The 12,981-nt window shown below is 73.3% G+C and carries 12 protein-coding genes; 5 read left to right on the forward strand and 7 right to left on the reverse strand.

The features are described 5' to 3' along the window. Nucleotides 1-18: 18 nt before the first annotated feature. From AB0C15_RS31495 to AB0C15_RS31520, 6 genes are all read right to left on the reverse strand, one after another. Nucleotides 19-279, reverse strand: a complete 261-nt coding sequence (locus tag AB0C15_RS31495) for a hypothetical protein (protein ID WP_357358211.1) — start codon at nt 277-279, stop codon at nt 19-21. A 67-nt stretch (nt 280-346) separates the two neighbouring features. Continuing rightward, a complete protein-coding gene (locus AB0C15_RS31500) occupies nt 347-1,678 on the reverse strand; it encodes a PLP-dependent aminotransferase family protein (protein WP_357358182.1) in 1,332 nt (443 codons plus the stop codon). Nucleotides 1,679-1,681: 3 nt separating this feature from the next. Continuing rightward, nucleotides 1,682-2,785: an alpha-hydroxy acid oxidase gene (locus tag AB0C15_RS31505; RefSeq protein WP_357358184.1), complete on the reverse strand. Its 1,104-nt coding sequence runs from the start codon at nt 2,783-2,785 to the stop codon at nt 1,682-1,684. Then, a complete protein-coding gene (locus AB0C15_RS31510) occupies nt 2,778-3,770 on the reverse strand; it encodes an alpha/beta hydrolase (RefSeq protein WP_357358186.1) in 993 nt (330 codons plus the stop codon). The genes AB0C15_RS31505 and AB0C15_RS31510 overlap by 8 nt, the downstream gene beginning before the upstream one ends. 7 nt (nt 3,771-3,777) lie before the next feature. Then, entirely contained in the window at nt 3,778-4,989 is a 1,212-nt protein-coding gene (locus AB0C15_RS31515; protein ID WP_357358188.1) for a cytochrome P450, read from the reverse strand. Between the two features lie 70 nt (nt 4,990-5,059). Continuing rightward, a complete protein-coding gene (locus AB0C15_RS31520; RefSeq protein ID WP_357358213.1) occupies nt 5,060-6,337 on the reverse strand; it encodes an SGNH/GDSL hydrolase family protein in 1,278 nt (425 codons plus the stop codon). A gap of 314 nt (nt 6,338-6,651) precedes the next feature. Here AB0C15_RS31520 and AB0C15_RS31525 point away from each other — a divergent pair, with 314 nt between their 5' ends. From AB0C15_RS31525 to AB0C15_RS31535, 3 genes are read left to right on the forward strand one after another with little or no spacing between them, the layout of a single operon-like run. Continuing rightward, nucleotides 6,652-8,217, forward strand: a complete 1,566-nt coding sequence (locus AB0C15_RS31525; RefSeq protein ID WP_357358190.1) for an AMP-binding protein — start codon at nt 6,652-6,654, stop codon at nt 8,215-8,217. Beyond that, nucleotides 8,214-9,437, forward strand: coding sequence for an MFS transporter (locus AB0C15_RS31530; RefSeq protein ID WP_357358192.1), 1,224 nt, complete (start codon nt 8,214-8,216; stop codon nt 9,435-9,437). The genes AB0C15_RS31525 and AB0C15_RS31530 overlap by 4 nt, the downstream gene beginning before the upstream one ends. A 42-nt stretch (nt 9,438-9,479) precedes the next feature. Next, the gene (locus AB0C15_RS31535) at nt 9,480-10,403 is read left to right on the forward strand and encodes an aminoglycoside phosphotransferase family protein (RefSeq protein ID WP_357358194.1); all 924 of its coding nucleotides are present in this window, start codon (nt 9,480-9,482) and stop codon (nt 10,401-10,403) included. 21 nt (nt 10,404-10,424) lie between these two features. Here AB0C15_RS31535 and AB0C15_RS31540 read toward each other — a convergent pair whose 3' ends face one another. Further along, nucleotides 10,425-11,006: a hypothetical protein gene (locus AB0C15_RS31540; protein ID WP_357358196.1), complete on the reverse strand. Its 582-nt coding sequence runs from the start codon at nt 11,004-11,006 to the stop codon at nt 10,425-10,427. Nucleotides 11,007-11,221: 215 nt separating this feature from the next. Between AB0C15_RS31540 and AB0C15_RS31545 the strand changes: the two genes are divergently transcribed. Both AB0C15_RS31545 and AB0C15_RS31550 read left to right on the forward strand, forming a co-directional pair. Continuing rightward, nucleotides 11,222-12,160 (forward strand): exo-alpha-sialidase, encoded by a 939-nt coding sequence (locus AB0C15_RS31545; protein ID WP_357358198.1) that lies wholly within the window; start codon nt 11,222-11,224, stop codon nt 12,158-12,160. A gap of 39 nt (nt 12,161-12,199) precedes the next feature. Then, the gene (locus tag AB0C15_RS31550) at nt 12,200-12,916 is read left to right on the forward strand and encodes an SGNH/GDSL hydrolase family protein (protein ID WP_357358200.1); all 717 of its coding nucleotides are present in this window, start codon (nt 12,200-12,202) and stop codon (nt 12,914-12,916) included. The last annotated feature ends 65 nt before the right edge of the window (nt 12,917-12,981 follow it).

Consider the following 12,981-nt stretch of genomic DNA (forward strand, 5'->3'; position numbering starts at 1 on the left):
GCCGGGACGGGGGCCGGGTCAGGCCAGGGGGCGCTTCAGGTGGTAGCGGTGGACTTCGGTGCTGCCCTGGACGTTGTTGACGTCCTCGGCGGCGGAGACGAGCTCCCACCCCTCCCGGCCGGCCCGGTTGAGGTGCGCGATGGCGGTGTCACCGTAGGCGGTGATGTCCTTGCGGGACCCGTCCGGCGCGTACCAGACGAACGAGACGTGAAAATTGCGACCCTGTCCCTGATAGCGACGGACGAGCAGGGCGTACTCCCAGGCAACCATGCGGTTTATTATGACCGTCCACCCAGGACGGCGACACGCGGGTCGTCGCGCATTGCCATCCGATGAACGCGGTGTGTCAACCCGCCCGGCGTGCCACCTCGTCGGTGATCAGCGCCGCGAGCCGGTCCAGCCCGACGTCGATCTGCTCCGGCGTGACCGCGCTCACCGACAACCGCAACGCGTGGACCGGCAGACTGTCGTCGTAGAAGTGCGCCATCGGCGTCCACAGGACCCCGTAGTCGCGTGCCGAACGGTCCAGTAGCGCGTCGTCGACCGGGAACGGCACCGTCACCACGACGAAGAACCCACCGGCCGGCACCGTCCACCGCACCGCCGCCGCCGCGCCGTCCTCCCCCGGTGGGAACCGCCGGGTCAGGCCGGCCACCAGGTGGCGCAGATTCCGGGTGTACGCGGACCGCTCCCGGGTGTTCGCGGCCACCAGGCTGCACCCGTGTTCCAGCAGCCGGCCGCCGATGACCGCCTGCGCGATCGGGGACGTGTTCACCGTGACCATGCTCTTGATCATGGCGAGTTGGTCGGCGAGCGGGCCGACCCGTCCGTCCGGGAGGGCCACCCGCTGGTCGGCGACGACGTAGCCGACCCGCGCGCCGGGGAGCACGGTCTTGGCGAACGAACCGAGGTAGACGACCCGCCGCCCGCTGTCCATCGCCTTGAGGGTGGGCGGGCGCGGCCCGTCCTCGCTGTGGAACAGGCCGTACGGGTTGTCCTCGAGCAGCAGCAGGTCCTCCTGCGTGGCCAGCTCCAGCAGTCGTCGCCGGTGGGCGGTGTCGATGCTGACGCCGGACGGGTTGGCGAAGTCCGGCATCAGGTAGCAGGCGCGGGGACGAAGCCCCGCCGACCGCGCCCGGTGGAGCTGATCGGCCAGGTCGGTCAGGTCGACCCCGGACGATCCAGGGGCGACCGGCCACACCGGCAGGTCCACCAGTCGGGCCGCCCCGGTCAGCCCGACGTAGGTCGGGGCGACCGCGAGCAGCACATCGGTGGGACCGGCCCGCAACGCCCGCAGCACCAGGAACATCGCCTCCTGGCAGCCGACGGTCACCACGACGTCCTGCGGGTCGACGGCGATCCCCTCGTCGACGGCGAGGTTACGGGCGATCAGGTGGTGCACGATGCCCTTGGTCCGACCGTACTGCAACAGCACCCGCCGGGCCTGCTCCGGCGGGTGCCCCAGGTCGTCGACGAGGTGTCGGTGGAAGGTGTCCAGGTGCCGGTGCACCGCCGCCAGGTCGAAGAACTCCTCGTACGGCCGGCCGGCCGCGAGGGACACCGCCGCCGGGTACCGCTCGGACACCTCGTTGAGGAAGTTCATCGAGGTCAGCGCCGGGTCTCCAAGCGCGGGGTGCAGGTCGGCGACGGTCAGGTCGACGGGTTCGGCGGCGCTCACCGCTCAACCCACCCGGAGCGTACGCAGCTCGCCGGCCGCCGCCGGATCGGCGCAGCCGGCCAGGGTGAGCGCGTCGGTCAGTTCGGCGACGAGCAGCGCCAACGCGTCCCGGGCGGCGGGCTCACCGCCGACGGCGAGGGCCCAGAGCAGCGGCCGGCCGACCAGCACCCCGGCCGCGCCGAGCGCCAGCGCCCGCAGCACGTCGGTGCCGCCCCGGATGCCGCTGTCCAGCAGCACCTGGCAGCCGTCCCCGACCGCGTCGACGACCTCCGGCAGCATGGTGACGCTGGGCGGTGCGCCGTCCAGTTGCCGCCCACCGTGGTTGGAGACGACCACCGCGTCCGCGCCGACGCGTACCGCCTCGATGGCGTCCCGCGGGTCCAACAGTCCCTTGACCACCAACGGCAGGTCGACCTGCTCGCGCAGCCACGCCAGGTCCGCCCAGCGCAGCGCCGGGGCGAACGACGCGGCGGTGTGCGCGGCGATCGCGGACACTCCGGGGGCGCCGGAGTGCGCCAGCGCGTCACGACCGTCGGGGAGGTTCGCGGCGACCACCTCGGCCGGCAGCCGGAACCCGTTGCGCAGGTCCCGGGGGCGTCGGCCGAGCACCGGGACGTCAACGGTGACCACCAGTGCGCGGCACCCGGCCGCGACGACCCGGTCCAGCAGGTCGCGTACGAGGGCCCGGTCGCGCAGCCAGTAGAGCTGGAACCAGACGTCCGCACCCACCGCGGTGACCTGTTCGATGGGTGTACTGCCGAGGGTGCTCGCCAGGTAGGGGATTGCGGCCGCGGCGGCCGCGGCCGCCAGACCCAGCTCGCCGTCCGGGTGCACCAGCCGCTGGTACGCCATCGGTGCCACCCCGACCGGCATGGCGTACCGACGGCCGAGCAGGTGGGTGCCCAGGTCGACGGTGTCGACCCCGCGCAGCACCCGGGGCAGCACCGCGACCCGGTCCAGCGCGCGCCGGTTCGCGTCGAGGGTCACCTCGGCCGCGCTGCCGCCGGCCAGGTAGTCCCACACGTCCGGCGGCAGCACGGCCCGGGCCCGCTCGGCGTAGTCGGCGAGCGACACGGCCGGCGGGTCGGCCAGCGCCCGCTCACCCATCGCCCGCCACCGGGCCGCTCGTCACCACCGGCACAGCGGCATCGGCCGGCCCATCCACGGCCGGCAGCCCGAAGTGCTCCCGGAGGAACGCCGCCGCCCGCTCCTGCGCCCGCCGACCGTCGGTGAAGGCACCCGGCATGGCGAAGAACCCGTGGATCATGCCCGGGTAGTGGTCCAACCGGGTGGGCACCCCGGCGTCGCGCAGCCGCTCGGCGTACCGCTGCCCCTCGGCGCGCAGCGGGTCCAGTTCGGCGGTGACCACCAACGCCGGCGGCAGCCCGGACAGGTCGTCGGCGAGCAGCGGCGAGGCCAGCGGGTCCCGGGCGTGCGCCGGGTCGGCCAGGTAGTGCGTCCGGTACCAGGCGACCGAACGGCGGTTGAACAGCGCCGGGTCGTCGTCCCCGGCCGGTTCGCCGCTGGAGTCGGTGTTCGGGTAGACCAGCAGCTGCGCGGCGAGCGGCGGCCCGTCCGTACGGCTGAGCAGGGTGACCGCGGCGGCCAGGTTCCCGCCGGCGCTGTCCCCACCGACCGCCAGCCGGGTCGGGTCGACGCCCAGCTCGTCGGCGTGCCGGGCGATCCACGAGGTGGCGGCGTGGCAGTCGTGCACCGCCGCCGGGAACGGGTGCTCCGGGGCGAGGCGGTAGCCGACGGTGACCACCTGGCAGGGCACGGCGTTGGCCAGCCGCCGGCAGATGCCGTCGGCGGTGTCGATGCTGCCGAGCGTCCAGCCACCCCCGAAGAAGTAGACCAGGGTGGGCAGCGGACCCGACCCGGTCGGCCGGTACACCCGCAGCGGCAGCTCCCCGGCGGGCCCGGGGAACCGCTCGTCGCGTACCTCGGTCACCGGCTCGACCGCGCCGGCGCCGGCCCGGATCGCGGCCAGGTCCGCGGCGCGCGCCTCGGACAGGGTCTGCGCGTACAGCGGCGGGGTGCCGGCGGCGGCGCGGGCCGCCCGGTACGCCGCCACCTCGGGGTGCGGGGCCATGTCGCTCCTATCCACAGGTGCGGACCAGCAGGGTGTCGATGCCGCGCAGGAACAGGCTGCCGCTGTACGTCGGCGTCTCGGTGACCGTCAGCGCGGGGAACCTGGCGAACAGCCGGGGCAGGGCGAGGCGACCCTCCAGCCGCGACACCGCCGCGCCCAGGCAGAAGTGCAGGCCCACCCCGAAGGCCAGCGACGGCGGGCCGGGACGGGTCGGGTCGAAGGTGTCCGGGGCCGGGAAGCGGGCCGGGTCCCGGTTCGCCGCCCCGATCATGATCAGTACGTTGTCGCCGGTGGCGACCGGCACACCGTGCAGCACGGTGTCGGCGGGCGCGGCGCGGGCCAGGAAGTGCACCGGGCTGGCCAACCGCAGCACCTCGTCGACGCAGCCCTGCGCCAGCGTGTCGTCGGTGGGCAGCGCCGCGACCGTCTCCGGGTGGGCCAGCAGCAGCGGCAGCCCGTTGCTGAACATGTAGACGGTGGTGACGAAGCTGGCGTTGAACAGCACGATCAGGTTGCTGATCAGCTCTTCCTCGGTCAGCTCCACCTCCCCGGAGTCGAGCGCCTCGACCAACCCGCTGAGCAGGTCGTCCCCGGGCATCCGGCGGCGGTGCGCGATCAACTCCCGGTAGAAGACCCGCAGCTCCTGGGCGGCGGTGTTGGCCGCGGCCAGTCGCTGCGGGGTCTTCCCCGCCACGTCCAGAAACTCGTCGATCCACTCCACCCGCTCGCGGTACCACGGCAGCTCCGCGGCCGGTATGCCGATGAACTCGGCCATCACCAGGGCCGGGATCGGGTACGCGAAGTCGGCCACGAAGTCGACGGTGCCCTGCCCGGCGTCCGCCATCCGGTCCAGCAGCTCGTCGACCACCCGCAGGATCACCGGTTCCAGCGCGCCGAGGCGGCGTGGCGTGAAGGTGCGGGAGAAGACGTGCCGCATCCGGGTGTGGTCGGGCGGGTTGACGAACATCATCGAGGTCTGGAAGGTCCGCAGGATGTCCTGCTCCTCCCAGCCCGGTGGCGGCTGTTTCGTCCACTCCGGATCGCGCAGCAGCCCGTCGACGAGGTCGTAGCCGACCGCGACCGCGGCCACCGTCCGGTGTTCGGCGCGCGCCGGGACCGCGCTGATCGGGCCGAGCCGGTGCAGGTCCGCGTACCACGGGTACGGATCCTGTCTGCCCTGCTCGCTGTACAGGCCGGTGAGTATGTCCTCCACGTGCACGGCCAACTCCTCCCCAGGATGTCGGTGGCCGCCGGGGGCGGCGGGGACCACCCGCCGCCCCCGGCCGGTGTCACAGGTCGAGCAGCCGCAGCGGTACGGCGTTGGCGAGCGCCTGGTTGCCGGCGTCGTTCGGGTGGATGTGGTCCCCCGAGTCGTACGCGGGCAGCAGTTGGCTGGGCCGGGCCGGGTCGCGCAGCACCTTGTCGAAGTCGAGCAGCCCGTCGAACTCGCGGCTGCCCCGCAGGTACGCGTTCACCGCCTGGCGGGTGGCCTCCTTCTGCGGCGTCCACACGCCCTCGACGCCGTGCCCCTCGTACGGGGTCAGCGTGGCCACCAGGCTGGTCAGCCCACGCTGCTGGAGCTGCTGGTTGATCTGCCGCAGGGTGCCGATGATCGCCTCGGGTGCGTCGTTCGACATCCAGATGTCGTTGATGCCCAGGTGGGTGACGACGGTCCGCACCCCGGTCTGGGGGAAGACGTCCTCGTTGAGCCGGGCGGCCGCGTTCGGGCCGAGCTGGTAGTAACCCGGGTAGTTGCCGTCGCCGGGCTCGGTGCCCTCGTGGTTGAGCCGGTTGCCGGCCAGGCTCAGGTTGAGCACCCCGGGGGTGCGCTTGTCCGGCCGCTCGGCGAGCAGCCGGTCGGAGAGCAGGTCGGGCCAGCGCCGGTTGGCGTTGACGGTGCTGCCGTTGCCGTCGCCGATGGAGTCGCTGAGCACGACGAGCGCGCCGGGGCTGCCCTTGCGCTGCACGTCGACCCCGGAGAGGAAGAACCAGCAGCAGGTGGGCCGGGTGGTGAAGCCGGTGCCCTCGGCCGCCCCGGTCAGGTCCCCCGCGCCGATGAAGTTGGCCTGCTGGGACTGCCCGTGGAACGTGGTCGGGCCGGTCGGCGTCGGGAAGTGCAGGGTGACCACCAGGTCACTGTCGTCGGCGACCGGGAAGGTGAGCGGGTCGCTGAGTAGTTCGGCGCCCCGGTTCATGGTCGTCGTGGTGGCGCCGGTGAAGGTCAGTGGGCGCACCGACGCCGCGTCGATGTCGGACAGGTCGTCGGGGGTCGCGGTGTTCGGCCGGGCGACGGTCGCGCGGCCGACGGTGACGGCCTGCTCGCCGTAGAGGTTGCTCAGGCGTACCCGCAGCGCCGGGCCGCCCACCGAGACGTGCACGATCATCCGGACGCTCTGGTTGTTGAGGCCGGTGTTCGTCAAGCCGACCGAGTTGCCCCGGGTGACCGCGGTGGCCCAACTGCCCGCCCACTCGGCGCGGTCGGGTCGGCCGGCGGCGGTGCCGGACGGGCCGGCGCTGGCGACGACGGCGGGTGCGCCGGCGACCAACAGCGCGGCCGCGGCGGCGATGACAGGCCATCTCTTCGGGGTTGCCGTTGCCATGGAACCTCCATCGTGTGGCAGCCCAGGGCCGTCCGCTGACGGCGCCCGCCTGGACGATGGTCCAGAAACCTAGCCGCCGCCGCTGATGGGCGTCAATCAACCTGATCGACGCCATCAAATGTCCGGCGGGCCGCTCGGATCGCCCACTCGGCACGGTTCCGACCAGCCGTTTCCCGCCTAGGCTTCCAGGCGGCGGCGGTGTGGTCGCCCGAGCGCGCCACCGTCGCGTCGTTCCCGGGGGCTGCCCGGGGACCGCCGCTTTCTCAGATGGGGGCTGCCGGATGACTGACGGACCCGGGCACACCACGACGTACGTGCACAGGGTGTTGGACCTCTTCGCCGAGTTCGGCGACCGGGAGGCGTTGGTGGGCGCCGACCGGCGGCTCACCTACACCGAGGCCGCCGCGCGGGTGCGGTCGATGGCCGCCTCGTTGACCCGGCACGGCGTACGGCCCGGGTCGGCGGTGCTGGTGACCGTCGCGAACGCGGTGGAGGGTCCGCTGCTGCAACTCGCCCTGCACCTGATCGGCTGCCGGACGATGTGGGTCGCCCCGGTGACCGCGCGTCGGGAGGTCGACGAGTTCATCCGGTTGGCCCGCCCGGACGCCCTGGTCTACGACGCGCGGGACCGGGCCAGCCTGGGCCCGGAGTTGGCCGCCGCGCTGCCCGGCACACCTGTCTGCTGTCTGGGCGCGGGCGGCGCCGGCCCCGACCTCACCGCCGACGCCGACGCCGACGTGACGGGCCTGCCGTCGCCCGTGCCGGCGCCCGAGTCGTTCCTGCAGACCAGTGGCACCACCGGTACCCCCAAGCTGGTGCACCACCGGGAGAGCTTCTACGCCCAGATCCTCACCCTTGCCGCCGACTTCCGGGCCGCCGGGTTCCCGTTGCTGCGGCACCTGTCGCACTCACCGATGTGGCTGGCCAGCGGGCAGATCACCACCCTGTTCAACCTGTTCACCGGTGGGGTGCTGTTCCTGCGCGACGACTGGGACCCGGTGACCTTCGTGGACACCGTGCAGCGGGAACGGATCAACTCGACCTTCGTCACCCCGCCGATGCTCTACGAGGTGTTGGACCACCCGGCGCTCGTCGGCGCGGACTTCTCCGCCATGTTCATGTTCAACGTGGGCGCCGGGCCCGCCGCGCCCGCCCGGCTGCGCCAGGCCATCGCGCGGTTCGGTCCGGTGCTGCGCATCGTGTACGGCCTCAGCGAGGCGGTCGTGATCACCGCGCTGCCCGGGTTGACCGACGATCCGGAGCACCCGCAGCGGCTGCGCTCCTGCGGGCGGCCCTACGGCGACGTGCGCGTCGAGATCCGCGACGACGACGGCACGGTGCTGCCGACCGGGCGCGACGGTGAGGTGTGGGTGCGTACCCGACTGAGCTTCGCCGGCTACCACGGCCAGCCGGAGCTGACCGCGCAGACGCTCGTGGACGGGTGGGTGCGCACCCGCGACATCGGCCACCTCGACGACGACGGCTACCTCTACCTGGTCGACCGGGCCCACGACATGATCGTCACGCACCGACGGAACTGGGCGATCTTCTGCCGTCCCATCGAGGACGTGCTGCTCGGGCACCCGCAGGTACGGGCCGCCGCAGTGATCGGCGTGCCGGACGAGACGGTCGGCGAGGTGCCGTACGCGTACGTGGTGCCCGCCCCGGGCGCGACGGTCAGCGGGGCGGAGCTGGTCGGCCTGGTGACCGCCGAGCTCAACGAGATGTGGGCGCCGACCACAGTGGAGTTCGTCGACTGGCTGCCGGTGAACCGGTCGATGAAGGTGGACAAGCGGGCGCTGCGCGCGCGGTACGCGGCCCACCGGGCGGCAGCGGTCGAGGCGTGAACCCCCGCCGGCAACTGGTCGTCCTGGTCAGCGCCGACCTCATCTCCAACCTGGGCACCCGCATCTCGGTGGTGACCATCCCGTGGCTGGTGCTGGTCACCACCGGCAGCCCCACCAAGATGGGCCTGGTCGCGTTCGCCGAGACGCTGCCGTACCTGCTGTCCAGCGCGCTGGGTACGCCCTGGGCGGACCGGTTCGGCCTGCGCCGCACCTCCATCCTCTGCGATGCGGGCAGCGCGGTGGCGATGGTCGTCGTCGCACTGACCCCGTGGTTGGGCTTCGCGCCGCTGGTGGCGCTCGTCGCGGTGGCCGGCGCGCTGCGCGGCATCGGGGACCGGGTGAAGCACGTGATGTTCCGCCCGGCCGCGGAGGCCGCCGGGGTGCCGCTGATCCGGCTGACCTCCGCGTACGACGGGCTCAGCCGGGTGGTGACCCTGTTCGGCGCCGCCGTGGGCGGCCTGCTCATCGCCGCGTTCGGGGTGACTGAGGCGATCCTCATCGACGCGGCCACCTTCGGCGTCTGCGCGCTGCTCATCGGCGTGCTGGTGCGCCCACCGGCGGCCCCGGCGCAACCCGCCCAGCCGGAGAGCTACCTGCGCGCGCTGCGGGGCGGCTTCAGCTACCTGGGGCGGGACCGTCCGCTGCTCGGGATGCTCGTCGTCATCTCGGCGCTGAACATGGTGGCCAACGCCAGCGTGGCCGTCTACATCCCGGTCTGGGTCGCCCGGGAGCTGCCCGGCCCGAGCGGCCTCGGCCTGGTGCTGGCGGCGTTCTCGGCGGGGGCGCTGCTGGGCAACCTGGTGTTCACCGCGCTCGGGCCCCGGCTGCCCCGTCGGCTGACGTTCCTGGTCGGCGCGCTCGTCGCCGGCACGCCCCGGCTGGTCGCGCTGGCGATCAGTGACGACCTGCCGGTCGTGCTCGTGGTGACGTTCCTGTCCGGGATCGGCATCGCCGCGGTCAACCCGCTGCTCGGGGTGGCGCTCTACGAACGGGTGCCGCCGGAGTTGCAGACCCGGGTGATCGGCATCGCCGGTTCGCTGGCGTTCGTCGGGCTCCCTGTCGGCGCACTGCTCGGCGGCTGGTCGGTGGACGCCCTGGGGCTCACCCCGGCCCTGCTGACCATGGCGGCGGCGTGCCTGGTGGTCACCGCGTACCCGCTGGTGAACCGGACCTCCGGCCCGGGGACACCGGCGCGCGCCGCCCCCGTCGCCACCAGGTAAACCCCGTTGCGGGCCCGGCCCGGCTGCCGCAGGCTGTCCTCGATGAGCGAACAACCCACGGACGGCGTGCCGGTGGCGAACACCGCGGTGGCCGACCGGATCGACGCGACCCTGGTCCGTCGACTGGTGGCCGAGCAGTTTCCCCGGTGGGCGGAGCTGCCGATCCGCCCGGTCGAGGTCGACGGCTGGGACAACCGCACCTTCCATCTGGGCGAGACGATGACCGTGCGGCTGCCCAGCGGGGCGGGGTACGCCCTCCAGGTCGCCAAGGAGCAGCGCTGGCTGCCGGTGCTCGGGCCACGGTTGCCGGTGCCGATCCCCGTGCCGTTGGCCCAGGGCCGTCCCGGTGCCGGATACCCGTACCCGTGGTCGGTCTACCGGTGGATCGACGGGCGGACCGCCAGCCCCGATCGGATCGACGACCTGCCCCGGTTCGCCACCGACCTCGCCACCTTCCTGTGCGCCCTGCGCGGCGTGGACGCCACCGGCGGCCCGGCGGCGGGGCCGCACAGCGCCTGGCGGGGTGCCCCGCTGTCCACCTACGACGCGGAGACCCGGTCGGCGATCGAGACGCACCGCGACCGGATCCCCGTCGACGTGGTCACCGGAATCTGGCAGGCCGCCCTCGACGCCACCTGGGCCGGGCCGGCGGTCTGGTTCCACGGCGACGTCGCGGACGGCAACCTGCTGGTCCGCGACGGCCGGCTCGCCGCCGTCATCGACTTCGGCTGCTCCGGCGTGGGTGACCCGGCCTGCGACACCGTGATCGCCTGGACCCTGCTGCACGGCCCCAGCCGGGCCGCCTTCCGCGCCGCGCTCGGCCTCGACGACGCCACCTGGGCTCGGGGCCGGGGCTGGGCGCTGTGGAAGGCGCTGATCACCCTGGACAATCAGGACCCCGCCAAGGCCGAGTGGGCCGGGCGTGTGCTCGGTGAACTGCTCGCCGAGCGCCACGCGGACCGCTGAGTTTCTACCGGCCGGGGCCGCTCAGCTCCTGGCCGAGGTCGCGGTGGCGTGTTCGGTGCGGCACCGGGGGCAGCGCAGGCGCGACCCGGTGGCCGTCCGGGGCACCCGCAGCCGCTGACCGCAGCCGCAGGTGAGCACCGGAGCGGACGCCCGCAGGTACTCGTCCCGCTCCCGACGCGGCCACCGGCCGTGACAGCGGGCGCACCACTTCGGTGGGTAGCTGTGGTAGTACGCCAGGCCGAACGCGCCCGCGACCATCAGGGTGACGGGCACGAGCAGTCCGAGCACGGCGAACAGAGCGGACACCAGCCCACCGAAGCCGTCCGCCACCAGCACGAAGACCACCCTGAGCACCACCACCGGCACCCCGAGCAGGGTGAACCCGAAACCCCAGCCGAAGAGCAGCAGAGATGGCAGGAACAACCACATGCCACCTCGCATCCACCGGCGGACGCCGTACCCGCCGCAACGGGGGCAGTTCGGCGACGCCTGGTGCGGCACCGACCGCAGCACCTTCGGCGTCAGCCACTCGACAAGCCGTTTGACGATCTCCTCGACAAGCTTCGCCGCGAGGGCCTGGAGGACCGAGTCGATGGCGCTCACCTCCCCCGCACCGAGAGCCCCGGCACCGAACGGCCGGCCCACCGACCATCGTGCGCGGTCGGCGCCACCATCTGATCCCAGCGCGCCGACCGTGCCGCGCGAACGACGCCGATCCGACAGCCGAAGGGTGTTCGTCAGGCGTTCCTCTGCTCGCCGCTCACGCGTCGGCCGGTTCGGCTACCGTCGGCGCCCTGCCACCCAGGAGGCCGCCGGGTATGACGTCGTCAGCCACTCGCCGCAGCAACGCCGAGGTCACCGCCGTTCACCGGATCGGCGACAGCGCCCCGCACAGCGCGTTCACCGACCTCGTCCGGTACGCCGGGAGCTGGTTCTGCGCGTTCCGGGAAGCCCGGACCCACCTCAGCGACGACGGCGTGATCCGGGTGCTGACCTCCGCCAACGGACGATCGTGGCGGTCCGCCGCCGTTCTGCGGCAGGCGGGCGTCGACATGCGTGACCCGCGCTTCGTCGCCCGGCCCGACGGTCGTCTGCAACTACTGGCGGCGGCGGCCACCGGCACCGCCACCAAGACGTTCCAGACGGTGACCTGGCAGTCCGGCGACGGGCACGCCTGGGGTGACCCGGTCCCGGTGGGCGAGCCGGGGGTCTGGGTGTGGCGGGCGGCCTGGCACGACGACACGATGTACGGCGTCGGCTACGCCACCCGGGCGCCGAGGTTCGCCCGGCTCTACCGCAGCACCGACGGCGTGGACCTCCAGCAGTGGGTGCCGACGTTGTTCGAGGACGGGTACCCCAACGAGTCCGGGTTGGTCTTCGCCCCGGACGGCACCGCGTACTGCCTGCTGCGCCGCGACGGCACCGACGCGAGTGCGCAACTCGGCCGGGCCGCGCCGCCGTACCGGGAGTGGACCTGGACCGACCTGGGTGTCCAGGTGGGCGGGCCGACGCTGCTGCGGCTGCCCGACGGGCGACTGCTGGCCGGCGTACGCCTGCACGACGGGGAGGTCCGCACCGCGATCTGCCTCGTCGACCCGGGCCGGGGCGAGCTGACCGAACTGGTTGCGCTGCCGTCCGGCGGCGACACCAGCTACCCCGGCCTGGTCTGGCACGACGACCTGCTCTGGGTGAGCTACTACTCCTCGCACGAGGGGCAGACGCATGTCTACCTGGCCGAGGTCAGCCTGACCGGCTGAGCCTGGCCGCGCGGCCCGACGGTCGGTTAGCGTGCCGGAATGCCATCGACGTTCACCGAATCGACGGACCCGTACTGTCTGCGCCCCGGGGAAGCCGGCGACCTGTTGCACGACCACCCGTGGCGGCGGTTCGTGGCGCTCGGTGACAGCGTCGTCGAGGGCATGTGTGAGCCCACCCCGGGCTACCCGGACGTGCAGTGGGTCGACCGGGTGGCGGCCGAGCTGGGCGTCGTGCGCCCCGAGCTGGCGTACCGGAACCTGGGTCGACGCGGGCTGCGCGCGCACCAGGTGCGGGCCACCCAGCTCGCCCCGGCGGTGGCCTTCGCACCGGACCTGGCGCTCGTCGTCTGCGGCGGCAACGACGCCTTCCACCCGGCGTACGACGCGGAGGCGGTGGACGCCGAGCTGACCGCGATGATCACCGCCCTTCGCGGCGTGGGCGCGGACGTGATCACCGTGGGCATGTTCGACGTCTCGCACAGTCCGGCGGTGCCCGAGCACCTCCGGGTCGGCCTGGGGGAACGCATGCGCCGCCTGTCCGCACACACGGCCACCCTGGCCGAACGCCTGAGCACGGTCCACGTGCACCTGACCGATCATCCCCTGACGGCGGACCCCACCCTCTACAGCACCGACGGCCGCCACGGCAGCGCCCGCAGCGACGCCATCGCCACAGCCGAAACCCTCCGTGCCCTCTCCCCCCACCGCCCAGCGCGCCCCACCCCCACCCCCACCCCCACCCCCACCCTCCGGTGATCAAGAGGTTTTGGTGACCGCACCCCCCGCCGGGGGTGCCCAACCACATGTTGAAACCGGCGGAC

The sequence above is a fragment of the Micromonospora sp. NPDC048835 genome (assembly GCF_040649995.1).
GTDB lineage: Bacteria > Actinomycetota > Actinomycetes > Mycobacteriales > Micromonosporaceae > Micromonospora.